Here is a 25,283-nt window from a genome sequence, read left to right on the forward strand (position 1 = left end):
CGTGGTTAAATTCCCTTTGCTGCGTGTTGCTTGCAGCTGCTCCTGTTTTCAACCCTTCACACTTTTCTTTTTTGGTTTCGAATCACTTTCAATTTCTTTCCTGAAAACAATATCCTGGTTGAATACATCAAGCACGATCACTTCATCTTTTTTCACTTTTCCGGCAAGGATCTGTTTCGATAATTCATTCAGCACTTTTTTCTGGAGCAAACGTTTTACCGGCCGCGCACCGAATTGCGGATCATAACCGAGTTCTGCCAGCCATTTGACCGCATCTTCATTTGCTTTGAGTTGAATTCCGTTTTCAAGAAGCATTTTCTCCACCTGTTTGAATTGAAGGCGAACGATCTGCTCCACGTCTTCGCGCGTAAGCGGAGAGAACATGATGATCTCATCAATGCGATTCAGGAATTCAGGGCGAATGGTTTTTTTGAGCATATCGAAAACTTCCACTTTTGTTTTCGCCATTATTTCATCTTTATTGGAGTCGTCCATCTTCTCGAAATTTTCCTGAATGAGATGCGATCCCATATTGGAAGTCATTATTATGATCGCGTTTTTAAAATTTACTACACGGCCTTTGTTGTCCGTCAATCTTCCGTCGTCAAGAACCTGGAGAAGAATATTGAAAACATCGGGATGTGCTTTTTCAATTTCATCAAGAAGAATAACGCTGTAAGGTTTTCTCCGCACAGCTTCTGTTAATTGTCCGCCTTCTTCATAACCCACATAGCCGGGAGGAGCGCCCACGAGACGCGATACGGCGTGGCGCTCCTGGTATTCGCTCATGTCAATGCGCGTCATCGAATTTTCATTGTTGAATAAAAATTCTGCGAGTGCTTTTGCTAATTCAGTTTTTCCAACGCCGGTAGTTCCGAGAAAAATAAATGAGCCGATCGGTTTTTTTGTGTCCTGCAATCCGGAGCGGCTTCTGCGCACAGCATCTGAAATTGCTTCGATGGCTTCATTTTGTCCGACGACACGTTTGTGTAATTCTGTTTCGAGATGTAAAAGTTTTTCCCGTTCGCTCTGCAACATGCGTGTTACCGGGATTCCCGTCCATGCACTTACAACGCCGGCAATATCTTCGCTGTCTACTTCTTCTTTGATCATCGGGTTTCCGCTCTCCTGCATTTCTGCAAGTTTTGCTTTTGCTTTTTCAAGATGATCTTCTGCTTCTTTCATTCTTCCATAGCGGATCTCGGCAACTTTTCCATAATCACCTGAACGTTCTGCCTGCTCAGCTTCGAATTTGAGTCCTTCAATTTTTTCTTTTTCCTTCTGAATATTTTCCACCACCTCTTTTTCACTCTGCCATTGTGCGCGTAGATCGGCGCGTTTGTCATTGAGTTCAGCGATCTCTTTGTTCAGCTCTTCCAGTTTTGTTTTATCATTTTCGCGTTTGATCGCTTCACGTTCAATTTCCAGCTGGCGGATCTTTCTTTCCACATCTTCCAATTCTACCGGCATGGAATTGATTTCCATTCTGAGTTTGGAAGCCGCTTCATCAATAAGATCTATGGCTTTGTCGGGAAGAAAACGGTCATTGATGTACCGTGTGGAAAGTTCCACTGCAGAAATGATCGCTTCATCTTTTATTCTCACTTTGTGATGCGTTTCATATTTTTCTTTTATTCCGCGTAGAATAGAGATCGCATCTTCTTCCGATGGTTCATCTACAAGAACTTTCTGGAAACGGCGTTCGAGTGCTTTATCTTTTTCAAAATATTTCTGGAATTCATTGAGTGTGGTTGCGCCTATTGCGCGCAATTCCCCCCGTGCGAGTGCGGGCTTCAGAATATTCGCAGCATCCATTGCACCTTCACCTCCGCCGGCACCAATGAGCGTGTGAATTTCATCAATGAAAAGAATGATATCACCTTCGGAGCCGATGACTTCTTTTACCACGGCCTTAAGTCGTTCTTCAAATTCTCCTTTGTATTTAGCGCCGGCAATGAGCGCTCCCATATCAAGAGAAAATATTTGTTTCGATTTGAGATTTTCAGGAATATCGCCGTTGATGATGCGGTGAGCAATTCCTTCTGCGATCGCAGTTTTTCCCACGCCGGGTTCTCCAACGAGGATCGGATTATTTTTTGTTCTGCGTGATAAGATCTGCAACACGCGGCGAATTTCTTCATCGCGACCGATCACAGGATCCAGTTTTCCCGCACGCGCCTGTGCGTTCAGGTTATTCGCATATTTTCCAAGAGCGTTATATGTTTCTTCCTGTGTTGCGCTCGTAACCGTCGTTCCTTTGCGAAGATCTTTGATCGCAGCTTTAAGATCTTTCAATGTTACACCATTGTCTTTCATCATTTGAGAAACCTGGTCTCCGGCTTCAAGAATACCAATGAGCAAATGTTCGATCGAAACAAATTCATCTTTGAATTCTTTAATGCTGTTCATAGCTTTTACTACCGCTTGGTTCGCTGTATTGGAAAGATATTGTCCGCCTCCACTCACTTTCGGATAAGAAGAAACGATGCGGTCGTTTATCTGCTCGATCAATTTCGGATTCACATTCAGTTTTTTAAAAAGGAAAGGAGTGACGTTCTCGTCCACTTCAAGAATTCCTTTCAGCAAATGCCCCGTTTCAACGGCCTGATTATTCGCAGTCATCGCAACCTGTTGTGCGTGCTGAATGGCTTCCTGCGATTTCAAAGTGAAATTATTGAGATTCATAAGGAAAAATTTTTTGTTTCAAATAAAATAATATTCGTTCAATTCCAATAAAGCAAATCGCATACCCCGGGATGATTTTGATCAATAAGAAGAAATAATGGCAGCATGTTTCAGTGTAAAATGACGATTAGGCGCAAAAAAAACTCCCTGTCCGGAGACAAGGAGTTTTCTGAAAGCAAAAACAATTATTGCTTAACGACTTTAGAAGTAGATGAACTTCCGTTCGCAGCAACATTTACAAAGTAAATGCCTGATTGGAGAGAAGTAGTGTTCAGTTGAACATTATTCTCACCAGAAGCCATTGTGCGATTTTCTACGGAAACGATCTGACCAAGTGCATTGGTCAATGTGATGGTAACATCTCCGGATTTAATAAGGTTTAAGGAAATATTAACCTGATCATTTGCAGGGTTCGGATATGTTTTGAAAGATCCGAATGCAGCAGAGTTCTCAGCGATGCCAACAAAATCTGTTGAAAGAAAATCAACTCCGCAGAGGTAATAGTGATCGAATGTAGTTGCAACATCATGTCCACCGCTACGGTCGATCGAATTAGTCACAGGGACATGGAAATCCACTCCACTGGTAAGCGTTACGTTTGAAACGAAGTGGAAGTAGAAATCCTGCGTGGCAGTGAACTGTTTTTTTGCTGTCCAGTTTCCTGTCGTAAGATCAACAGCTTTTCCATAAAGATCAGGAAGAGCATTTTCTCCTTGAAGAGCAAGCGGATCGCTATCAACCCACATGTAGAATAGGTGATCACGGCTCGTATTTGAAGAAATCTGGATACGAGCGTCTGTTGGGAAAGCTGCACCGGAGTTAGAACCATCAACGAAAATTGTTGTGTTGGTAGAAGTTGTGGTCATCAACGAATCAACGAGCCATGAATTCCAGCCAGATGCCGTTGTGTAAGTGTCAAAGATGTAGTGACGTGCTGTAGTTCCGCTCTGTCCGGTGAGTGTCCATGTGTAACCGAGTGAATCATTATCATCAGAAGCACCTGAACCGATCGTGCACAGAATGTGAAGCTGGCCATTGTTATCAACTACAACATCTGATCCCTGGCTTTGATCGAACCATGGTTTGTAAGATCCGCCTGTAGCAGGAATAAGATGATTCATGATAACAGGAATTGTTGTAAAGTCAAACATCGGAATTGCAGTCCATGTTACACCTGCATCAATAGTTTTGTAAGCGATCGGGCTGAAAGTTCTAGTTGTTGGGGTTGTAGCAGCGGCATCAACACCAAAGAATACACAATAGCCCGTCATTCCATCAGGGGAATAAGCAAGATGGGCAACTTCGAAATTATCTGTTGCTCCTGAAGTAGGCGCAACGTGGAAGCTTGGCATAATTGAATCGTAGGTGTATGTTACAACAGAACCTGCAAGTGTTCCTGTTAGAATAACGGCTCCATCATAACCAGCAGGAGTAGCTCCGGTAGGAGTTGCATAATGGCCGCCTGTTACGTGAATTGTATTGTTTGTACATGATTGCATATCAATTCGAGGAAAAGCCATAAGAGGACCAGGAGTATTTACTGCCGTAGTTGCCGTAGAAGCATTTGCAATAGTCTGGTAGGTGGTATACCATCCACCCCAACCTGCGCCGTCTGTCCATGGCCCTGTTGCAACCATGTAAGCATTTGCAAGCGTTGTGTTAGCAGGTGGATTAATAAGTCCACCAGAAGGATAACGGAAACGCTGGTTACCGAGTACGGTATTGTCAGCATAGTAAGCCGAATCCCAAGTGGTACCGCAGTCGGTAGTCCAGCTATATTCGCCGTAACCGGAAGCAGTATTAGCATCAGGCGACCAGTCCTGGCTAAGACGGTGAGTGAATAGAGCAACGTTCAATGCCTGGTTTGCAGTCAGGCAATTTGACTGGGAAACGAGCAGTGTGAATGCGTTATAGGAACTAGAAAATTTTGTTCCTTGTGTAAGCGGAGCATTTGGGTTGATAGTACGCTGAGCAGCGTTAGCATTTGCAAAGAAATTTGCATTGCTTCCGTCAAGAGTAATTGTTCTTTCCTGGCGAAGGTCAACCTTTTTTACACCACCAACTTTTGGAGCCTGAGCTGCAAGCGAAAAAGCTGCACTCACACCCATAGCGAGAAGTAATCCTTTTTTCATTTTTTTTTGGATTGATTTTTTTAACTGTTTAGGAATTCGAAAACGAGTCGCAAATTTAGACCAATCTTTCGATTTACCAAATAGTAGGGTCGCTAACTGATAACTTTTCTAGACACAAATTATTAAGAAAAGACAGGATTCAAATCCAATCGAGCCCTTCCGGTTTGAAGCGAATCTATTTTTTTCTTATATACTTGTAAAGCAAATGATTCGGCTTATTTATAAAAATAAATACTTTATAAAATGAATTCATGTATTCACTTTCGAGATGTTGAATAATTTATCCTGCGATAGCGGATAGGGAGGTGGCATATTTTCTTACCTTTGTTTCCCTTTCAAAAAGGCGTTCCGGTCGCCTTATGTCTAACCGCTTTCAAATTCCGGAATAGAAAGCCAGGTGTTATTCACCAGAATCATTAAAGCAAGAATGGCAGAAACAACAGAAACAACCGCAGCCGTTACACCAGATTTCGATTGGAATTCTATCGGCAAAAAACAGGACCTTTATTCAAAGGAAGAACTCGATCGTCTTGAATCACTTTATAGTGGAACTTTAAAATCTATCAGTGATCATGAATTACTCGATGGTGTTGTAGTTTCGCGAAATAACAAAGAAGTCGTAGTAAATATCGGTTATAAATCAGACGGAGTTATTCCCTTGTCTGAATTCCGTTACAATCCCGATCTGAAGTTGGGAGATCATGTAGAAGTTTATGTAGAAAGCCAGGAAGATAAAAACGGACAACTTATTCTTTCTCATAAAAAAGCACGCGCTATGAAATCGTGGGAGCGTGTAAATAATGCTTTGACAGGAGATGAAGTAATCAAAGGATTTGTGAAATGCCGCACCAAAGGCGGACTCATTGTTGACGTATTCGGAATAGAAGCATTCTTGCCCGGATCACAGATCGACGTGAAACCTATTCGCGATTATGATATTTATGTTGGAAAGACCATGGAATTCAAAGTTGTCAAGATCAATAATGAATTTAAAAACGTTGTTGTTTCTCACAAAGCTTTAATTGAAGAAGAACTAGAAGCACAGAAGAGAGAGATCATCAGCAAACTTGAAAAAGGCCAGGTGCTCGAAGGAACAGTGAAAAATATTACCAGCTACGGAGTATTTGTAGATCTCGGCGGAGTGGATGGTCTCATTCACATCACAGATCTTTCCTGGGGACGCATCTCGCATCCTGAGGAAATTGTAAAGCTGGATCAGAAGATCAACGTTGTTATACTTGATTTCGACGATCAGAAAAAACGAATTGCACTCGGACTCAAGCAACTTTCTTCTCATCCGTGGGAAGGATTGAGTGCCGAACTAAAAGTTGGTGATAAGATCAAAGGAAAAGTTGTGGTGATCGCCGATTATGGTGCTTTTGTGGAAATTCAACCTGGAGTGGAAGGACTCATTCACGTTTCCGAAATGTCATGGTCGCAACATCTTCGTTCCGCTCAGGATTTCCTTAAAGTAGGCGACGAAGTAGAAACTATTGTTCTCACACTTGATCGCGAAGAAAGAAAAATGTCACTGGGAATAAAACAACTTACTCCTGATCCGTGGAAGAATATCCTTGAAAAATATCCTAAGAACTCAAGGCACACAGCCAAAGTGCGGAACTTTACCAACTTCGGAATTTTTGTGGAACTTGAAGAAGGAATCGATGGACTCATTCATATTTCGGATCTCAGTTGGTCTAAAAAGATCAAACATCCTTCCGAATTCACCAAGATCGGAGAAAGCATTGATGTTGTTGTTCTGGATGTGGATGTTGAAAATCGTCGATTGAGCCTTGGCCATAAACAACTCGAAGAAAATCCATGGGATGTATTCGAAACTGTTTTCACTGTGGGTTCAGTTCATTCCGGAACTATTATCAGTGCAAACGAAAAAGGTGCTGTGGTACAATTGCCGTATGGCGTAGAAGCTTTCTGCCCGAATAAACATTTGCTTAAGCTGGAAGGTGGAAATGCCAAAGTGGAAGAGAAACTCGATTTCAAAGTTCTTGAATTCAATAAAGACTCTAAGAAGATTATCGTTTCTCATCGCAATACAGTTGAATCCATTGCCATTGAAGAGAAAGAAAAAGGTGGAGCGAAAAAGGAAAATAAGGGCTCGGATGAAACCAAAAAAGCAGTGAAGAAAGTGAAAGACAATCTCGAGAAAACAACGCTCGGCGATGTTTCAGCCCTCGCAGATCTCAAGTCGCAATTAGAAGGCAAAGAGCAGAAGAACGATTAAAGAAAAACCCGGCTGGGAAAGCCTCCTTTCCGGGAAACTAAAAACTACGCCATGGTTTTTAGTCTATCCCTCCTGAGAAATCAGGAGGGATTTTTTTATTCGATTTTCTACTCATCCTTATTATAGACTTATTAATGATTATTCAATTGAAAGCGATTTATTCGAATCAATTGAATTCTATCATTTATTGAATATTACATAAAAAGATAATTCTGTATAATATTGCACGTATATTTTGTTTTTTTTATAAAAAACATATATTTGCACCTTATAACATTAATTTTTTATTAAAATGGAAACCCGTCATTGCCTCGATTGCGGTGGAGAAGTTAGTGGAAGAGCCGATAAAAAATTCTGCTCCGACGTGTGCCGCAACAGTTTCAACAACAGGAGAAACGGCGACAACAATAACCTGATGCGTAATGTGAATAACATTCTTCGCCGAAACAGGAGGATACTGGCCGATCTTTCCCCAACCGGCAAAGCCACGTATCTCAGGAACAGGATCGTTGAACTCGGGTTCAATTTTAACTACCACACCAACATTTACACCACGAGGAAGGGCGCAACTTATTATTTCTGTTACGAATACGGCATTCTTTCTCATAACAATGATTTTATTACCATCGTTCATCGTAAATCGGACGATAATTCCGGAAAAGAATCAAAACGGGAATAATCAACTTTTTATCGTTAAAAAAATAGTTAAGTACGTAACATAATTGGGTATTTGATTCGTTTCTTTGATAATGGTCGCCACAATGAAACGAAACTCTTTTTTCCTCTTAACCTGTTTTTCATTTTGTTCATTTTGTGCGCTCGATGCGCAGGAACCTGTTTTACATCCCTCGGTCATTACAGTAAATTATTTCAGCGACTCTGCTATTTCCCATTGTATGGTGAGCACCGATCAGGTTTATGAAGCCGGACTTGACACATTGCCCGAAATTATTTTCTGGAGAAAAATAATGAATCTAAGCCCGGATACAGGAATCGTGAGTCTTGCCTCAAACAGGTGCATTTACTGTTACATGTCTTCTGCAAAATGGGATTTATTGGGAGATGATGGACAGGAAAAATTCCGCGACAGTTTGCGGATCGTTAATTTTCTGGACGATAGTGCCTCTGTTCTTTTTACAAAGGGGAAGAATAATTTTTATGATCCTGTAGCAGTCATTCCGGAGATTGATCGTGCCATTCCGATATTTGTGCAGGAAGGCGTTGATCCGTTTTACGCGCAGGCAATTCTGCTTATTGAATCTCCGGGCAAATCCATGAAATCTTATGCCGGTGCTAATGGCCCGTTTCAACTGATGAGATCAGTCGCCGTTCAAATGGGATTGAAGGTGAATAAAAAAGTGGATGAAAGAAATGATTTCGATAAATCAGCCTGGGCAGCAGCAAAACTTCTGAAAACAATTTGCATTCCGATGACCAACCAGATGCTCGATAAAAGAGGAATTACTTACGATCCGAATGATCTCTGGTATCGTCTCCTTGTATTGCACGTTTATCACGCAGGATCTGGCAACGTTGACAAAGCACTTGATGTTATCGACCCCTGCGAAGGGAATATTGAATTGATCGAACAACTCTGGCATACACAGGCCGGAGCTTTCGGTAGATCATCTCAGGCTTATTCTCAGCTTGTAGTTTCTGCTTTTATAGAACTCGATCTCGCCAACGGAAAATGTGATCCGAGGGAAAAGAATTGCAGTAACTGATTCCGTTTTTTATTCACATCCGGAACACTGAAACGAATATTTCAATGCATTTCCTTGTGAAGCTACCCTTAAAATCCTATTTTTACTTACCCAACAAAATCCAAGATGCTAAGAAGGCTACGAATGATTATGGCGCTTACCGTAGTTGCCATTATTCCGCTTACATCTCCCGCCCAGCTTTTTATCAATGAATATACCGCTGCCAACACAACCGGAACGGATGTAGATGCATTCGGAATGTTTGAGGATTGGGTAGAACTTTACAATGCAGGTGCCGCTTCTGTGAATCTCACCGGTTATCACATGAGTGACAATGCTGCGAATCCCATAAAGTGGGCTTTCCCTTCGGGAACAATTGCCCCTAATGGATTTCTCAAAGTGATCTGCTCCGGAAGGAATACCGTTTTTTCAGGGGAACTTCACACCAGCTTTAAATTGACACAATGTAAACCTGATCAGATCCTTCTTGCCGATCCTGCCGGAGCCATCATCGATTCATTGACCATGAAAAGAAATCAGCTTGATCATACATGGGGACGAACAACTGATGGCGCGAATACATGGAGCGTTTTTCTCACGCCGACTTTCGGAACTTCAAATAATACCGGAACACCTTATTTGCCTTATGCAACTAAGCCTGTATTCAGTCTCGCACCAGGATATTACAACGGATCTCAAACACTTTCTCTTTCAACGCCGGATCCGAATATTACCATTCATTACACAACGAATGGCAATGATCCCACCACTTCCGATCCTGTTTATTCTTCTCCTATTTCCATTTCATCCACCGAAGTAATTCGCGCGCGCGCATTCAGCAGCACGCCTAATATTCCGCTGAGTTTTTGCGAAACAAATTCTTATTTCATCAGTGTGGCTCTGCATACCCTTGCTACTGTTTCTATTTGTGGAGATCAGATCCTACAATTGATGAATGGGACTCAATTCTATCCTACTACTGAACTCGAATATTTCGATAAGAGCGGAACATTCAGAACAGAAGTAGGAGGAAATTCAAACAAACACGGAAACGATTCATGGGCCTATAGCCAAAGAGGAATTGATTTTGTTTCACAGGATCAGCAGGGATATGGGTATTGCCTGAAATGGAAAATTTTTAACGCAAAACCAAGACAAAAATTCGCGCGCATTATTTTAAAAGCGGCGGCGAATGATAATTATCCCTTCGAGCCTGGTAGTGCGCATATCCGCGATGCGTATTGTCAAACCCTTTCGCAGCAGGGAAATCTTCACCTCGACGAGCGTTCCTATGAACCTTGTATTCTTTATGTGAACGGACAGTATTGGGGCGTGTACGAGATCCGCGAAAAAGTAGATGACAATGATTTTACAGAATATTATTACAACGAAACTGATCCTTATTTACAGATGTTGCAAACTTGGGGAGGAACGTGGTCAGCTTACGGAGGGCCCCAGGCGCAAACGGATTGGAACACGATTGAAAATTTTATTGTTTCCAATAATATGGCGCTCCCTGCAAACTGGGCGCACGTAGATACTATTTACAATTGGAAAAGTTTGTGTGATTATGTGATCCTGAATTCCATCGCCGTCACTTCCGACTGGCTTAACTGGAATACGGAATGGTGGAGAGGACAAAATCCCGCAGGAACCGAACACAAATGGAGATATTGTTTGTGGGATAATGACGCCACATTCGGCCATTACATTAACTACACCGGAATTCCGGATACTTCTCCCAATGCAGATCCCTGCAATCCTGAATCACTGCCTGATCCAGGCGGACAAGGGCACATTCCTGTTCTCAATGCGCTCATGGCGAATCCAACATTCAAACAGTATTACATCTCCCGCTATGCTGATCTGCTGAATACTTCACTGAGTTGCGATACCATGCTCAATACGCTCGATACAATGATCGCTCACATTGCACCCGAAATGCCGGGGCAAATTGCAAGATGGGGAGGAAGTGTTGCGCAGTGGCAGGGAAATGTATCCACGATGCGCACTTACATCAACACACGTTGTACTGCAATACAACAGGGCATGATCAACTGCTACGGCCTTACCGGGCCTTACAACGTTACGATCAGTGTTTCTCCTGTCGGTGCAGGAACTGTGGATGTGAATTCAATTCACCTCGATCAGTTTCCATGGAGTGGATTGTATTATGGCGGGATCAATGTTATTTTAAAAACCGCGCCAACTTCTACGCAATACACTTTTGATCACTGGGAAATGACGAGCACACCATCTCCTTCTTCTACCAGTGATAGTGTGACGATCAATCTTGCAGGTCCCGATAATATTGTTGCTGTTTACAAAACGAATGAAGTGTTGTTGAATGTTTTCATTCCGACTGCATTCTCGCCGAACGGCGACGGTCAGAATGATGTGCTTAACCTTCACGGCCTCGACGGGCAAACTTTTGAATTTCTTGTTTTCAATCGCTGGGGCCAGCCGGTTTTTGAATCATCAAGTTCATCCGATGGCTGGGATGGAAAAACAGATGGCAAACCGGATCCTTCCGGCGTGTATGCATACATTCTGAAAGTAACACATGCCGACGGAACCATCGAACAGAAATCAGGCAACATCACCTTGATGCGTTGATCTAAGTGCGGACGAACATGAAGAAGTCATTTATTTTATTTCTTTCATTTTTTTTTCTCCTGAAAAATTTTTCGGCGCAGGATATTCACTTCACACAATTCAATGAAAATCCAATGCACATCAATCCGGCTTATACCGGGATGTTCGACGGATTATTCCGCGTTACACTCAATTATCGGAATCAGTGGGCGAGTATGGGCCATCCGTACACGACGTCTGCTGCTGCATTCGATATGCCATTGCTTTACGCGCCGCATAGGGCGTACATCGGTGTTGGTGCTTTTCTCTATCATGACCAGGCGGGCGATTCCAAATTCGGAACATTCCAGGGATTGCTTTCTGCAAGCGGAATTGTACCGCTGAATGATTACAATAAATTTTCTGCAGGAATACAGGGAGGATTTTCGCAGCGGTCAGCAACAATTTCTTCACTCACATGGGAGAATCAGTATGTGAACGGAAGTTTTGATCCTACTGCTGTATCGAATGAAGGAAATCTTCTCACTTCTTTTCCTTACGCCGATCTTTCTGCGGGAATTGCTTACCAGTACCGGAGTGTAGCAGGAAATATTGCGGGCAAAGATGTGTTCGAATTGAATTGCGGCGGAAGTGTTTATCATTTCAATAAACCGGAACAGAAATTTCACGGTGGTGGTGGCGAACGTCTCGATCAGCGTTACGTTGCGCATGTGCAGTTACGATTCGATATTCCTGATACAAAATGGAGCGTTCGTCCTTCTGCGTATTACATGGTGCAAGGGCCGGCGAGTGAATTTGTTTTCGGCGGACTCGTTCGTTACCGCATCAAGAACGGAACGAAGATCACCAACTTTTTCAGCGAATCAGGAATTGGTTTGGGTTGCAGTTACCGGTGGAAAGATGCGATACTTCCGCAATTGTATTATGATCTCGGCGATTTTTTCATTGGCATGTCGTACGATTTCAATATTTCGGATTATGCGATCGCATCACATCACAATGGCGGATTTGAAATAACTTTGCGTTACGCCAACCTGAACGCCGCACTTTATAAAAATAAGAAATGAGCTTTTTGTCATGATAGAAAAAATCAAAGCGTTCAATCGCAAATACCTGAAACATTTTCCTGATATATGGCAATATCTTCTCCTGATATTGCTTTCTATCATTGCGTGGGTGTTTTTTCTCACACCGCCCACACATCGCTGAAAAATATTTTCGCAGAAAAATTTCTTCCCACTAAGTTGATTGTTAATGGCTAATTTTGCCGTCAACTTAAATTCATTCACCAACGTGTCTGATCTCATTTTACGCCCGGCTTCTGAAACCGATATTCCCGTGATCATTCAACTCGCTGATCGCATCTGGAAAGAACACTATTCACCGATCATCGGATTGCCGCAGGTAGAATACATGCTCACTAAAAGTTATTCTTCCTCAAGCATCAGGGAACAGATGGAAAGCGGCGAACGATTTTTTTTAGCATACGAAAACAAAATTCCGATCGGTTACATTTCTGTTCTTGAAAAAAATGATGGAGAATATTTTCTTCATAAATTCTATATTGAAATGAAAGAGCAGGGAAGAGGGCTCGGCAAAAAAATATTCGGAATGATGGTTGAAAAATTTCCCGCGTGCAACAGCATGCGCCTGCAGGTGAACCGGCTCAACTTCAAAGCCATTAATTTTTATTTCAAACTCGGATTTACCATTGAGTATGCAAAGAATTTCGACATTGGCGAAGGATACTCGATGGATGATTACATGATGATCCTGCGAAGAAAATAATTTGTTGTTCAGCAAAATTAATTAAGACTCACGAAGATCACTTCTGTGCACGTCGCTTGTGCGCAACAGAATTGTAATCGAGATAATAAAGCAGGCTGAGTGAAACCTGGTTGAACTGCGGAGCTTTCACCGTCGAATTGAAATTATTGAAATAATTGTAATCGATCATCGCCTGTTCATTCAGCACATTCTGTTTCCAGGAAATACTCAGTGTGCTGCCGGGTGCGAAGATCCACCTGTAAACCATATCCACACTCGCAGAATTGAAACTGAAATTATGATCGCCTGTGTAATTCACATAATCGGTAAGCGTTCCGTCATTATTCAACACATAATAACCGAGATAATTCCCGGTTTCCCAGTAATGACGTGCAATGAATGAGATGGACATGTCTTTCATGAAGACGAACGAAGTAGAAAAAGAATTTTCTACTGTGCGCAATTCTCTTCTCCCGAAAACAATGGTTCCGTCACTTTCTGTTTCCACCCAGCCGCGATCACCGTTATCATCACTATAGTCTGAACTCAAACTGAGCGTAAACCTGTTTCCTGCACGGAAGAATAAGGTGGTGCCGATACCGAAGAAAGGATTCGGAGGTATCGTAGTGCTGATCTGCTCTGTAGATCCGCCGTGAAAATTGAATCCGAGACTTAGTTTTTTATTTTCGTTGGTATTGATTCCTGCAAACGTGTAAAACAATCTCGGGCGCAAATAAAATCTTCCATCTACACGAGGTTCATAGAAGTCACGTTCTTTAACCGGGTTGAATTCTCCACCGAGGTAAACGTTCCAGAAATTTTTCAGTGTCGCATTGCTGAACATATCGATGTTGAATCCCGTCATGATGCCTGTAGTAAGGTTGTCGCTGTAAGTAGCGCTCGCGTTAAAGAACGCATTATTGAAACATTTCCACGGGTTGAAAATATTATAGGAGAAATCAATATTATTATTCGAGTAATTTGTTTCGCGGTTAATGCCCATATCATTGCAATCCCATTGCTTGTTCACCTCCTGACGATTGATACCGTACTGGAATTTTCCGCCGTTCTTGTATATCCCTGCATTGTAATAATAGCCGATCTTCGAAGTGAATTCTCCTACACTTCCGGTTGGCGTCATCACGTTGCTTACTCCGCCTGCACCAACCACACCCCACGTATTTTTTTTATTGTTCAGCACAAAACCAGATGCCGTTACATTCGCGCTACGAAATCCGTGAGAGCGGATTACATTGGTATTTGTAATGAAAACATCTGAACTGTTCTTCAACTGCTGGTCAAAAACAAAAATATTATAGTTCGATGAAGGTTCAGTGAGAATATTCCGCGTCTTGCCAGTGAGTGTGTCCTTTGCGATCGCGTACGTATTATCCACGTACGCGTTGAGCAACCCGATTCCAAGTCCGCCGTTCGTTCTTCCTGAAAGTTTGGTTGCATTCAGCAAATGCGATTGTGATGGATTTTTTATGATCACTTCATTCGAATCAGTAAGGTAAGGCGCGGAATAAAAATTACTTGGTGTGCGGCCAATTCTTCTCGAATAAAAAATATCGCCACGAGTGAAAAGATCCGTTCCTTCTGTGAAGAAAGGACGCTGATCCTGGTATTGAATTTCAAACGGGCCAAGATTCTTCACAATGTTATCACTCTTCACCTGGCTGAAATCAGGAAGCAAAGTCATATCGAGTGTGAAACTTTCATTGATACCATACTTCAGGTTCATTCCGCCGGAAAGACTCATTGAAGGATTTGTTTCTCCGAAGCGCGAATCTTTTTGCCAGATCGTGGTGAGATAAGGCGTGACTGAAAGGCGAACTGGTTCTTTGATGTCGGTCAATCCTTTGAGCAATCCCCAATATTTCATTGAGTTCGCTTTCTCCTTCGGAGTTTGCGCCCATTGATCATATTCGAATTTCCGCTGAATATTTCTCGCAAGCTGCAATCCCCAAATTTGTTCGTGCGACGTCGGGAAGCGTAACGCCGACCATGGAATTTTCATTTCAACACTCCAGCCATTGGAAAGAATTTTCACTTCACTTTCCCAAACTGCATTGAAAGAATAATCGGAAAGTCTCGAATCTCCTTGTACGCCGGATGCACTTACAGAAAATGTGAACGCATCCTGTTGTGTGTTGTACGTATCGAAACGCACTATGAAATTATCGGCATTCAGGTAATCATCTCTTGTTCCGAGTTGCCGTTTGATACTGTCGGGATTATTATCGTAACACATTGCACCGAGGTAAATGGCCTGGTCGTCATAAAGAATGCGCACATCAGTTGGAAAACTCACAGCAGCTTTTTCTACCGGGCTGTACTGAATGAAATCGCCGGCAACTTCTGCATCTTTCCAGGCATCATCATCGAGTTTACCATCTATCTTCGGCGCAACTTCCGCCCGTTTCGTGGAAAGTATTTTTCTTACAATGCTTGTGTCATCCACATTGCCGGCCGACAAGCGGAAGCAATTCAGAAAAATAATGATCGTGAGCAGGTTTATTCTCATTGGAAAATGTGTTGCAAAGATGTTTGATAAAAAACGTATTAAAAAATGAAATCTGATGAATGGGGGTTAAATAATGTGAAGGGAAAGGGAAATGTACGATGTACGATTTTCAATTTAAAAATATCGGCGAATTTGAATGTTGACATTGGTTCAAAAAGAAATTGTATATCGTAAATAGTACATCGTAAATCCCGATATATTTGTCTCTCTAAAAAACGCCACTATGAATCTTCACGAATACCAGGGTAAAATAATTCTGAAAAAATTCGGAGTTCCTGTACAGGAAGGAATCGTTGCCGAGACGCCTGAAAATGCAGTGAGCGCTGCACAGGAACTTTCGAAACAAACCGGCACTTCGTGGTGGGTGGTGAAATCACAGATACACGCAGGCGGGCGCGGGAAAGGAAAAATAAAAGGCACAGAACAGCGCGGAGTTGTTCTTGCAAAATCACTCGATGAAGTAAAAACTTTTTCAAAAAATATTCTTGGCAATTTTCTCGTTACAAAACAAACCGGCGAGAATGGAAAAAAAGTAAATAAAGTTCTGATCGCGCAGGATGTTTATTATCCCGGCCCGGAAAAACCTGCAGAATTCTATTTGAGTGTGTTGCTCAATCGCGGCAAAGGAAGAAATATCATCATGTATTCTCCGCAGGGCGGAATGGATATTGAATCGGTGGCACACGATACACCGGAACTGATCTTCACGGAAGAAATAGATCCGAAAGTAGGTTTGCGTGATTTCCAGTGCAGGAGAATTGCATTCAATCTCGGTTTAAGCGGCGATGCTTTTAAAAACATGCAGAAATTCATTCGTGCAATTTATTCCACTTATGAGGCGATCGATGCGAGTATGTTTGAAATAAATCCTGTTCTCAAAACTTCCGATGCAAAAATTATTGCCGTCGATTCAAAAGTTACCGTCGATAACAACGGACTTTTCCGTCATCCCGATATTGCACAGATGCGCGATACTACCGAGGAAGATCCGACTGAAGTAGAAGCTGGAAGCCATGGATTGAATTATGTGAAGCTTGATGGTAATGTAGGATGCATGGTAAATGGAGCCGGCCTTGCCATGGCAACAATGGATATCATTAAACTTTCCGGTGGCGATCCTGCGAATTTTCTCGACGTAGGTGGAACTGCAAATGCTGCAAGAGTAGAACAGGCGTTCAGAATAATTCTCCGCGATAAAAATGTGAAGGCGATCCTTGTGAATATTTTCGGTGGCATCGTGCGTTGCGACCGCGTAGCGCAGGGGATCGTGGATGCGTACAGGAACATCGGGAATATTTCAGTTCCGATCATTGTGCGATTGCAGGGAACAAATGCCGAAGAAGCGAAAAAGATAATCACAGAGTCGGGGTTGAAAGTTTATTCGGCTATTCAATTGCAGGAAGCTGCCGATCTCGTGAAGGAAGTGTTGAAATAAAATTCAAAAAAATAAAAATTCAAAATTCCAAAACCAGGGCGCTGGTCACTGAGAACGAAGTCAATCAGTCTTGCGCTAGGAATTTGTCATTTTGAATTTATTGCCTGAGGCGGCAACTCATTCCACATTTCTACTGCAATTTTGTATTTGCCATTTACTAATTTCCAGATCGTCAGGTATTTTCTGTTTCCGCCGAATGATTGAGAGCCGCGCTTTCCTGATAAAGTTTCTATCCCCGATTCATACAACACATCTTTCGTTCCGTTGAGTGAAACCATTATTCGTTGTTCGAAAGTAATTTCAGGCATGTAGCTGCAATAAGTTTTCACGCCTTGTTTCCCGGTGAAGATCGTTTGCTGATTGGCGAGGATTTGGATGTCGTCGGAATAAAGATCAAGAAGAGAATCTCCGTTACCGCTGGTAAGAAACTTCGCGTATTTATTTTCAAGCTGCCTGATCGTTTCCTTTTCCGATTGTGGATCGAATGTCGGTGGAGGAACAATGCAGATGATGGAATCAGTTTTCTTTTTTTCCTGGTTTTCATTCGCGCATGAAGCGGAAACTACGGTGATGAATAGCAATGGGAATAATATTTTCATCTTGCAAAGTAAAACAAATTGCGTACTTAATGGTATCTTCATCGCCTCTCGGTTTAAAAAACAATTTCAATTCTGCTGAAATAATGGAAACTAAAAAAATGAAAGTCGGCCCGAAATCAAAGGGAATGATTGAACCACACAATGCTGCTTACAATCCGATGGATAAAATATTCCGGCTCATCATGGGCGATTTTGCTTCGGTGTCGAATTCATGGCCGGGAGATTATGGTGAAGCAACGCTTGCAAATATCCGGAAGGCACAACAGGCGAAATATGAAAACTATTTTCATTACCTCGGTTTAAAAGAAAATGCGGGAATGAAAATTTTTGAAATAGGCCCGGGTTGGGGGCCATTCTCCGATTATTGCAGGGGAAAAGGTGTGGATGTCACTTCTATTTGCCCTGGGAAAAATCAATATGAATATTTAAAAAAATCGGGACACAATGTTCACCGTGAAGTGTGGCAGGAATTCAAACCGGACAATGGGCCGTTCGATGCGATCGTGGTGATGGGTTCTCCGGAACATTTTGTTTCACCCAAAGATTTTGTCAATGGAAAACAGGATAAAATTTACCGGCAGTTTTTCGATTACTGTTACGGATTATTGAAACCCGGCGGAAGGATCGGCGGGCAATTCATGACCTTCGACGGAAAAGAATGTGATTATGCAAAACTCCAGGTGGAGAAAGAAGGAACAGATGATGAAACGCAGAAAAATTATCACATCGGGCTTTTGTTGTATCGTTATCCGGATGCGTGGTTGCCGCGCGATTTCAAACATTTCTTTTCCTGTTCGAAAGAAGGAGATTACAAAGTGATCAAAGTGGTGGATGGAAGAAAACATTATGTGTGGACCATGAGAGGATGGAAAAATCATTTCAATAAGGTCACGCCTGTCAGCAAATGGTTCAAGGTAACGGGACTCGTCATTCACGGAGTTTTCAATAAAGATTTTGGTTACTGGGCGAAAGCCTTCTGGAAACAATCGAACCGTTTGTGTTTTGAAAAAGGATGGATGGGACATGAATTTTTCTTCGTGGAGAAACAATGAAAATTAATTCCTGATACATTCCGAAAAAATATTTTTATGGAAACAGATATTCTCGCTTTCGGCGTTCATCCCGATGATGTGGAACTTTCCTGCGCAGGAACTTTGCTCAAGCACATCGCGGCCGGATATTCAGCAGGAATTATCGATCTCACAAAAGGAGAACTCGGAACACGTGGTAATGCTGAATTGAGAATGAAAGAAGCCGATGCTTCAGCAAAAATCCTTGGCGTAAAATTCCGGGAGAATTTAGGAATGGCCGATGGAAGATTTAAAAATGATGACACGCATCAAATAAAAATAATTGAAAAGATCCGTGAGCATCGCCCGCAAATTGTTTTCTGTAATGCAATTCACGATCGTCATCCTGATCACGGGCGTGCGGCGCATCTCGTTTCCGAAAGTTGTTTTTATTCCGGGTTAAAAAAAATTGAAACTGCTTTCAATGGAAAATTGCAGGAGACATGGAGGCCGCGTGCTGTTTATCATTACATCCAGGATCGCCAGTTGAAAGCAGATATCATTGTGGATGTAACTTCATTTGTGGAAAAAAAACTGGAAGCGATCAAATCCTTCTCTTCTCAATTCTTCGATGTTGATTCAAGAGAACCTCTGACTCCTATTTCTGTTCCTGAATTTCTTGAAGTCGTGAAAGCGCGCATGCGTGTGTTCGGGCGCGATGCCATGATGGAATTTGCAGAAGGATTTACAGTAGAGCGGAGTATTGGAGTGGAAGATATGATGAAGCTGAGGTGATCACTCCTTCACAATTTTACTTCTAATAATTTTATCCTGCTGCTGAATTTCAACAAAATAAATTCCGTTCGCAAGCGAAGATATATCCAGCACGAACTGGTCGCCGGTTTGATTTTTCTTTTCAAATAAAGTTTTTCCATCAACACTGATCAATATTATTTTAGTGTCAGTGACTTTGCTCGTCAATGAGATTTTCACATTATCATTCGCCGGGTTCGGATAAAGTGAAATGAAATTATCCGGGGCGTTTTCACTTACAGAAGTAGTGATCGCATTCAGTTTCATCACCGAAATTTTATTCGCATCGTTGCTGTCCCAATATTCTGCATAAATATCATTGGTGGAATTGATCGCGATGTTTGGAAATTCTATTTGCCCGAATGAGAATCCCGCATTGCCCGCGTACACCCACGAAGAACCCGTGAAATATTCTACTGAAGTTTTTCCGGAATAAGATCCATCGGGAAAAACAACGAACGGAGTATTGCCTGCATCAAGAGCAATGTTGTTGAGATAATCGACATCGGTATTTAAATTTTGTCCGCCTACATAATTCCAGCTTGCTCCGTTGAACATTTGCACATTCGGCGCAAAAGGATTGGAACCGGTGTTGTAAGAAATGTAAGGAGTTGTTCCGCTGTTATCGAAAGTGATGTGCGAATACTGAATAGTTCCCGCAGAAAATGTGGAAGAGCCCACGTGCACCCAATTCGTTCCATTGTACATCATGCAACTCTCCATAAATCCTACTGTCTGATCCTGGTAAGCGATGTATGGAAGATCGGCTCCGCTCAGCGCCATTTTCATTTGGCCGGTTCCTCCGGCCGTGAATCCTGCAGTTCCTACATTCAGCCAATTAGTGCCGTTGTATTTCTGCACAACCGCCTTTCCGGAATAAGCATTGTCAACATAAGAAACAAAAGCAGTATCCGCGCTGCTGAATTTTATCGTGAGATCATTCACCACTCCCGCAGAAAATCCTGCGCTTCCTACATTCACCCAACTCGCGCCATTGAATTTCATAACGGTGGCATGCGAAGAATTTCCCTGGTCACCGAATGCAACATAAGGTTCATTCGCTGCATTGAACGCAATGGAAACTTCATATCCCTGCCCGGCAGAAAATCCAGCGACGCCCACATTCACCCAGCTCGCCCCGTTGTACATCATCACAGAAATTTTTCCGGAATTCGACGCATCGGGATACGCAACATAAGGAGCACCATTGTTGTCGAGTGCAAAACCGGTGTAAGTAAAACCGGAAACAGGATTGGAAAACCCCTGCGTGCCGACTTGCGTCCATGTTTGAGAAGTGAGATGTGAGATGTGGTAAGTGAGAAGGGCGAGGAGAAGTAGAAGTTTTTTCATTGGGGAATGGGATTTTATTGAACTAATATACCACTATCTAAACAACTCCGCATAACGTTCCGCTAAATTTTCGGTAGTGGGTCAGTTTGTTCTTTTCCGATTCAACTTCGCGCCGGAACTTGCCCTGAAGAATTGAAGGGCGGTTTCTATTCTATTCTTTTATTTAACCGCAAAGACGCTAAGGCGCTAAAAAATTTTCAAAATGACCTACTACCAAATTTTCGAATCGTTGAATTATCAAATATCCGAATTCCAGATCCTCCACGCTTCCTCCGCCTGTAACTTCAGCATATCCAACCCATTCATCGTCATCGCGCCTTTTTCTTTTCCGCGTTTTAAAAATTCTGTCTCTGCCGGATTGTAAACAAGATCGTAGAGAAAATGTTTTTCGCTAATGAATTCATACGGAATTTCCGGGGCAGCATTCACATCGGGAAAAGTTCCAACTGGTGAACAGTTCACAATAAGTTTGTGCGAATCGAGAATGTAGTTGTTCAATTCAGAATAAAGTAAAATATTTTTCCCTTGAATATTTTTTTTCTCTCTCGAAACAAAAACACAATCGATGCCGATCTGTTTCAGAACAAATTCAATTGCTTTCGACGCGCCCCCGGTCCCGAGTACCAGCGCACGCTCGTGATGCGACGCGAGAAAAGGTTTTATCGATTGCCGGAAACCGTAAACGTCGGTATTGTATCCTATGGCAATTTTGGATTTTGGATTTTGGATTTTAAATTTTATGGTGTTCACTGCACCAATCGCTCTTATGGTTTCATCCAGTTCATCGAGGAAAGGAATTATTTTTTCTTTGTAAGGAATTGTTACGCTTAATCCGCTGAGATCTTTTTCTTTTTCAAGCAAAGCAGGAAATTCCTCAATGGACTTCAACGGAAATAATCGATAAGAAGCATCTGCAATATTTTCTTTCCTGAACTTTTCAGAAAAATATTTTTCAGAAAAAGAGTGGGAGAGGGGATAGCCGATGAGGCCGAACTTACGCACGGCTACGATTTTTTTCCTGTATTGCGCCAGATCTCAACGATCATCGGGAGAATGGAAATAAAAATTATTCCGACAGCCACTGCTTCAGGATGCGCAGCGATGAATGGAACCTGTCCGAAAAAATAGCCCATCATGGTCATAGAAGAGATCCACAATGCGCCGCCGAAAATATCGAATAACAGGAATTTTGAATATTTCATTTCACCGATGCCCGCAACGAACGGCGTGATGGTTCTTACAATGGGAACAAAACGCGCGATGATGATCGTGCGTACGCCGTACTTTTCGAAATAGCCATGCGTCTTGTCAATATTTTTTTGCTTGATGAGATTTCTTCCGAACAATTTTATTTTCGTTGCGCGATGACCAAAGAATTTTCCGATGAAATAATTGCTGTTGTCGCCGAGAACCGCAGCAACAAAAAGTAAACCGATCAAAGCAAAGACATTCAATTGTCCTATAGCTGCGAATGATCCTGCAATAAAGAGCAGTGAATCGCCGGGAAGAAAAGGCATGATCACAATTCCTGTTTCGATGAAAATGACAATGAAAAAAAGAAGGTAAATGAGATTGCCGTGCGCATCAATGAATGCAGGAAGAGCGTCGTGCAGGTGAAAAATAAAATGGAAAAAGCCGGTGATGTAATGCATTCGGATATTTGAAAATTTGAAAATTCAAAGATTCAATTTCAAATCATCGAATCTTTGAATTTTCAAATCAATAAGTAGCGACAGAAGAATCGATCTCTTTTGACCAGGCAAGAATTCCGCCTTTGAGATTATAGAGATTGGTAAATCCGAATTGTTTTTCGAGTGCGTGAATGATCGTTCCGGATCGTGCGCCACTCCTGCAATGAATGATCACCGGTTTATCGCGTGAAATTTTTTCCGTTTGAGAAAGAATTTCTCCCATCGGTATCAATTCACCGCCGATCTCGGCGATTTCTACTTCATGCGGTTCGCGAACATCGATGAGTTGGAATGCTTCGTTGTTGTCGCGCATTTTTTTCAATTCTGAAACACTGATCTCTTTCATGAGCGGAATAATTTTTTCAAGCGGGGTTATGCAGTTTCTGCGGGAGGAAAGTAAAAAAAGTATCGCCTCGTAATCCGAGTCGCAAAGTTTCAAGCGGGATCACTTCTTCGAATGCCACATTGCCGAGATTTACATTCGCACCGAAAAGTTTGATGAACCATATCTGCTGCGATTTCTGCGGCGCTTCCCACAAAATATTTTCCGGTTTCACTTTCGCGATAATTTTATTCACGAGCATAGTATGCGCCTGCCCGTTGCGGTGATAGATGCCAACGTTGCCGCTCTCACGCGCCTCCGCGATCACTTTCCACGAACCGGCTTCCAGTTCTGCGAGCATCATCGAAGTCCATTTATTCGGATGAATGATGATGCCTTCTTCTTTGGAACCGACTTCCGATAGAATGGTGAAATGTTTAGAGAGTTTGCGAATGAGTTTGCATTTCTCATCGTGATTCATTACCAGCGATCCGTCGCTCACTTCTGCATGGTCGAGTTTTAATTTCTGTGCAAATCGGATGTAATCATCCACCATGTCGCGTACTGCAAAAGCTTCGAATAAAGTTCCACCGAGATAAACGCGGATCCCCGCATCTTTATACATCTTCACTTTCTCTGCAACATTTTGAGAAACAACAGAAGTTCCGAAACCGAGTTTTACAATATCAACGAGTCCGCCAGCTGCATCAATGAACATCTCTGCCTGTTGAAGGCCGAGTCCTTTGTCCATGACCATAGTGAGGCCGTTTTTCCTTGGCTTGGAAGGGCGGTCGGGAATGTGTGGGAGATCAATATTCATTTTATGCAAAAAACAAAACTATGAAAAATGCTTTGAGATTGAATTTACTTGCGGTAAGATTCTATAATCTCCGTCACACCATTGTTTTCTTTCAATTGAGGAAGGAATTCAAAAAGTGTACTGTGTTTTTCAAAATCCATTTTCAATGCCTGGTGGAGATAGCCGATCGCTTCTTGTTTGTTTCCCATACTGAGCAAGTAGGCCGACATGCGGTAATTCAATTCCGCATTGTCGGGATGAAATTTAATTCCTTCCTGTATGGTTTCAAGTGCAGTTTGGCGATGCTGCATTTCAAATTGTACGCGGGAAAGATCGAGCCAGATATTTGTATTGTCAGGTTCAAGTTCAAGAACGCGCTTGTAAGCCATTTCAGCTTCTTCCTGGAATCCCATTTTCATTTGAAGGTCACCGAACACATACCAGTACTCGGCGCTGTCGGGAACAAGTTCGATCGCTTTTTTTACATAATGAATTCCTTCCTGAAGGCGATTCTGTAATTCGAGAATGATGCCTGTGCCCAGCCACGCATCGGCTAATTGCGGATCGATGCGTGTTGCGCGATTGTAATGCACGAGCGCTTTATCGTATTCCTGTTTGCGTTCAAAACATTCGCCGATGTAATAATGTGTTTCCGCACGCTGATCTTCGAAACGGAAAGTTTCCCTGTATGTTTCTATCGCCTCATCCAGTTTCCCGGTGGCAGCGAGTGCATTTGCTTTATTGAAATACGCGGCTGAATAATCTTCTTTGATCACGAGTGCGTAATCATAAGCTTCAATTGCATTTTCGTATAATCCGCTTCTGCTGTAAGCAACACCCAAACTAAACCAACCTGCAGGATTGTAAGGACGTTTGTCGGTGTAACCACTGAAAAATTCTATACTCTGTGCACGGTCGTTGAGCATTTCAAAACAGTAAGCAAGTTCATTGAGTGCAGCGTCATAATCGGGATTCAATTCGAGCGTGCGCGTGAACATGACAGCGGCTTCTGCATAACTTCCCATTGTAGAAAGTTCATAGCCCGTGCAGAATTTCACTTCATCTTCAGAAATATCATACTTGTATCCGATGTTGTAACAATCGATCGCTTTATCGTGCAACCCCATTTGCCCGTAAATATTTCCGCGCGTCATGAACACCTCTCCGTAAAAAGGATCCATGCGTTCGGCTTCTTCAAGAATTTCAAGTGCTACCTGGTTTTCCCCCATGTGCACATGCACCTGCGCTTTCATTACGACAAATAAAGGAGAGAAAGGATGAAGTTTTCTTCCGAGTGCGATCACTTCAAGCGCCTTGCGGTTTTGTCTTGCCTGGATATAATGATCGGCAATCTCCTCCAGTTCCTCTTCTTCAAAAAAAACAAGAGATTCACTCCGTTTCATTTCTTCGTACCGCTCGATCAACCCGTGGGAGGGTTTTTTCTCATCGTTCATAGAACGGGTATTAGGATATTATTCATACAAAGATACGTTTAATACAGGCAAAAGTTGCTTTTTGCCCGATGGAGCGGCAAAAGTTTTTAACTAAAAAAGGCTTTTGCAGTGTTAGTATATTTCGGAAATTACCAATTAGATAGTTTTCCCCGCACTCTA

19 protein-coding genes are annotated in these 25,283 nt (G+C 42.4%); 9 read left to right on the forward strand and 10 right to left on the reverse strand.

Annotated features, from left to right (window positions below; translation table 11 throughout):
- Nucleotides 1-48: 48 nt before the first annotated feature.
- Together clpB and HY064_03875 are read right to left on the reverse strand one after the other, a co-directional pair.
- On the reverse strand, nucleotides 49-2,685 hold the full coding sequence (gene clpB / locus HY064_03870) for an ATP-dependent chaperone ClpB (GenBank protein MBI3509777.1): 2,637 nt from the start codon (nucleotides 2,683-2,685) through the stop codon (nucleotides 49-51).
- Between the two features lie 185 nt (nucleotides 2,686-2,870).
- The gene (locus HY064_03875) at nucleotides 2,871-4,817 is read right to left on the reverse strand and encodes a T9SS type A sorting domain-containing protein (GenBank protein MBI3509778.1); all 1,947 of its coding nucleotides are present in this window, start codon (nucleotides 4,815-4,817) and stop codon (nucleotides 2,871-2,873) included.
- Nucleotides 4,818-5,244: 427 nt separating this feature from the next.
- Between HY064_03875 and rpsA the strand changes: the two genes are divergently transcribed.
- The 6 genes from rpsA to HY064_03905 all read left to right on the forward strand — a co-directional run bounded on the left by rpsA (nucleotide 5,245) and on the right by HY064_03905 (nucleotide 13,145).
- A complete protein-coding gene (rpsA, locus tag HY064_03880; GenBank protein MBI3509779.1) occupies nucleotides 5,245-7,059 on the forward strand; it encodes a 30S ribosomal protein S1 in 1,815 nt (604 codons plus the stop codon).
- Between the two features lie 292 nt (nucleotides 7,060-7,351).
- Nucleotides 7,352-7,738: a DUF2116 family Zn-ribbon domain-containing protein gene (locus tag HY064_03885; protein ID MBI3509780.1), complete on the forward strand. Its 387-nt coding sequence runs from the start codon at nucleotides 7,352-7,354 to the stop codon at nucleotides 7,736-7,738.
- An 82-nt stretch (nucleotides 7,739-7,820) separates the two neighbouring features.
- Nucleotides 7,821-8,783: a transglycosylase SLT domain-containing protein gene (locus tag HY064_03890; protein MBI3509781.1), complete on the forward strand. Its 963-nt coding sequence runs from the start codon at nucleotides 7,821-7,823 to the stop codon at nucleotides 8,781-8,783.
- Between the two features lie 105 nt (nucleotides 8,784-8,888).
- Nucleotides 8,889-11,378, forward strand: coding sequence for a CotH kinase family protein (locus HY064_03895; protein MBI3509782.1), 2,490 nt, complete (start codon nucleotides 8,889-8,891; stop codon nucleotides 11,376-11,378).
- A 17-nt stretch (nucleotides 11,379-11,395) separates the two neighbouring features.
- On the forward strand, nucleotides 11,396-12,424 hold the full coding sequence (locus tag HY064_03900) for a PorP/SprF family type IX secretion system membrane protein (GenBank protein MBI3509783.1): 1,029 nt from the start codon (nucleotides 11,396-11,398) through the stop codon (nucleotides 12,422-12,424).
- 226 nt (nucleotides 12,425-12,650) lie between these two features.
- Nucleotides 12,651-13,145 (forward strand): GNAT family N-acetyltransferase, encoded by a 495-nt coding sequence (locus tag HY064_03905; protein MBI3509784.1) that lies wholly within the window; start codon nucleotides 12,651-12,653, stop codon nucleotides 13,143-13,145.
- Between the two features lie 37 nt (nucleotides 13,146-13,182).
- Here HY064_03905 and HY064_03910 read toward each other — a convergent pair whose 3' ends face one another.
- Complete coding sequence (locus tag HY064_03910; GenBank protein ID MBI3509785.1) at nucleotides 13,183-15,651, reverse strand: carbohydrate binding family 9 domain-containing protein; 2,469 nt, start codon at nucleotides 15,649-15,651, stop codon at nucleotides 13,183-13,185.
- A gap of 223 nt (nucleotides 15,652-15,874) precedes the next feature.
- Here HY064_03910 and sucC point away from each other — a divergent pair, with 223 nt between their 5' ends.
- The gene (gene sucC / locus HY064_03915; GenBank protein ID MBI3509786.1) at nucleotides 15,875-17,086 is read left to right on the forward strand and encodes an ADP-forming succinate--CoA ligase subunit beta; all 1,212 of its coding nucleotides are present in this window, start codon (nucleotides 15,875-15,877) and stop codon (nucleotides 17,084-17,086) included.
- 86 nt (nucleotides 17,087-17,172) lie between these two features.
- Here sucC and HY064_03920 read toward each other — a convergent pair whose 3' ends face one another.
- Nucleotides 17,173-17,685, reverse strand: coding sequence for a nuclear transport factor 2 family protein (locus tag HY064_03920; GenBank protein MBI3509787.1), 513 nt, complete (start codon nucleotides 17,683-17,685; stop codon nucleotides 17,173-17,175).
- Between the two features lie 83 nt (nucleotides 17,686-17,768).
- On the opposite strand from HY064_03920, the gene HY064_03925 reads away from it, so the two are divergent.
- Entirely contained in the window at nucleotides 17,769-18,737 is a 969-nt protein-coding gene (locus tag HY064_03925) for a class I SAM-dependent methyltransferase (GenBank protein MBI3509788.1), read from the forward strand.
- A gap of 36 nt (nucleotides 18,738-18,773) precedes the next feature.
- Complete coding sequence (bshB1, locus tag HY064_03930; protein MBI3509789.1) at nucleotides 18,774-19,490, forward strand: bacillithiol biosynthesis deacetylase BshB1; 717 nt, start codon at nucleotides 18,774-18,776, stop codon at nucleotides 19,488-19,490.
- Here the strand turns inward: bshB1 and HY064_03935 are convergent, their stop codons facing one another.
- From HY064_03935 to HY064_03960, 6 genes are all read right to left on the reverse strand, one after another.
- Complete coding sequence (locus tag HY064_03935) at nucleotides 19,491-20,858, reverse strand: T9SS type A sorting domain-containing protein (GenBank protein ID MBI3509790.1); 1,368 nt, start codon at nucleotides 20,856-20,858, stop codon at nucleotides 19,491-19,493.
- Between the two features lie 237 nt (nucleotides 20,859-21,095).
- Complete coding sequence (locus tag HY064_03940) at nucleotides 21,096-21,860, reverse strand: shikimate dehydrogenase (GenBank protein ID MBI3509791.1); 765 nt, start codon at nucleotides 21,858-21,860, stop codon at nucleotides 21,096-21,098.
- Between the two features lie 2 nt (nucleotides 21,861-21,862).
- A complete protein-coding gene (locus HY064_03945; GenBank protein MBI3509792.1) occupies nucleotides 21,863-22,510 on the reverse strand; it encodes a VTT domain-containing protein in 648 nt (215 codons plus the stop codon).
- Nucleotides 22,511-22,577: 67 nt separating this feature from the next.
- Nucleotides 22,578-22,895: a rhodanese-like domain-containing protein gene (locus HY064_03950; protein MBI3509793.1), complete on the reverse strand. Its 318-nt coding sequence runs from the start codon at nucleotides 22,893-22,895 to the stop codon at nucleotides 22,578-22,580.
- 16 nt (nucleotides 22,896-22,911) lie between these two features.
- Nucleotides 22,912-23,691, reverse strand: a complete 780-nt coding sequence (locus HY064_03955; GenBank protein ID MBI3509794.1) for a phosphosulfolactate synthase — start codon at nucleotides 23,689-23,691, stop codon at nucleotides 22,912-22,914.
- Between the two features lie 44 nt (nucleotides 23,692-23,735).
- Nucleotides 23,736-25,124 carry a tetratricopeptide repeat protein gene (locus HY064_03960; protein MBI3509795.1) on the reverse strand — a complete coding sequence of 463 codons (1,389 nt, stop codon included), beginning with the start codon at nucleotides 25,122-25,124 and terminating at the stop codon, nucleotides 23,736-23,738.
- Nucleotides 25,125-25,283: the final 159 nt, after the last annotated feature.

Source organism: Bacteroidota bacterium (assembly GCA_016194975.1).
Taxonomy (GTDB): Bacteria; Bacteroidota; Bacteroidia; order Palsa-965; family Palsa-965.

What these genes read in the sequence shown, in the direction of transcription:
- clpB (MBI3509777.1), bottom strand. Translation starts at nt 2,685, where the DNA reads ATGAATCTCAATAATTTCACTTTGAAATCGCAGGAAGCCATTCAGCAC.
- HY064_03875 (MBI3509778.1), bottom strand. Translation starts at nt 4,817, where the DNA reads ATGAAAAAAGGATTACTTCTCGCTATGGGTGTGAGTGCAGCTTTTTCG.
- rpsA (MBI3509779.1), top strand. Translation starts at nt 5,245, where the DNA reads ATGGCAGAAACAACAGAAACAACCGCAGCCGTTACACCAGATTTCGAT.
- HY064_03885 (MBI3509780.1), top strand. Translation starts at nt 7,352, where the DNA reads ATGGAAACCCGTCATTGCCTCGATTGCGGTGGAGAAGTTAGTGGAAGA.
- HY064_03890 (MBI3509781.1), top strand. Translation starts at nt 7,821, where the DNA reads ATGAAACGAAACTCTTTTTTCCTCTTAACCTGTTTTTCATTTTGTTCA.
- HY064_03895 (MBI3509782.1), top strand. Translation starts at nt 8,889, where the DNA reads ATGCTAAGAAGGCTACGAATGATTATGGCGCTTACCGTAGTTGCCATT.
- HY064_03900 (MBI3509783.1), top strand. Translation starts at nt 11,396, where the DNA reads ATGAAGAAGTCATTTATTTTATTTCTTTCATTTTTTTTTCTCCTGAAA.
- HY064_03910 (MBI3509785.1), bottom strand. Translation starts at nt 15,651, where the DNA reads ATGAGAATAAACCTGCTCACGATCATTATTTTTCTGAATTGCTTCCGC.
- sucC (MBI3509786.1), top strand. Translation starts at nt 15,875, where the DNA reads ATGAATCTTCACGAATACCAGGGTAAAATAATTCTGAAAAAATTCGGA.
- HY064_03920 (MBI3509787.1), bottom strand. Translation starts at nt 17,685, where the DNA reads ATGAAAATATTATTCCCATTGCTATTCATCACCGTAGTTTCCGCTTCA.
- HY064_03925 (MBI3509788.1), top strand. Translation starts at nt 17,769, where the DNA reads ATGGAAACTAAAAAAATGAAAGTCGGCCCGAAATCAAAGGGAATGATT.
- bshB1 (MBI3509789.1), top strand. Translation starts at nt 18,774, where the DNA reads ATGGAAACAGATATTCTCGCTTTCGGCGTTCATCCCGATGATGTGGAA.
- HY064_03935 (MBI3509790.1), bottom strand. Translation starts at nt 20,858, where the DNA reads ATGAAAAAACTTCTACTTCTCCTCGCCCTTCTCACTTACCACATCTCA.
- HY064_03945 (MBI3509792.1), bottom strand. Translation starts at nt 22,510, where the DNA reads ATGCATTACATCACCGGCTTTTTCCATTTTATTTTTCACCTGCACGAC.
- HY064_03950 (MBI3509793.1), bottom strand. Translation starts at nt 22,895, where the DNA reads ATGAAAGAGATCAGTGTTTCAGAATTGAAAAAAATGCGCGACAACAAC.
- HY064_03955 (MBI3509794.1), bottom strand. Translation starts at nt 23,691, where the DNA reads ATGAATATTGATCTCCCACACATTCCCGACCGCCCTTCCAAGCCAAGG.
- HY064_03960 (MBI3509795.1), bottom strand. Translation starts at nt 25,124, where the DNA reads ATGAACGATGAGAAAAAACCCTCCCACGGGTTGATCGAGCGGTACGAA.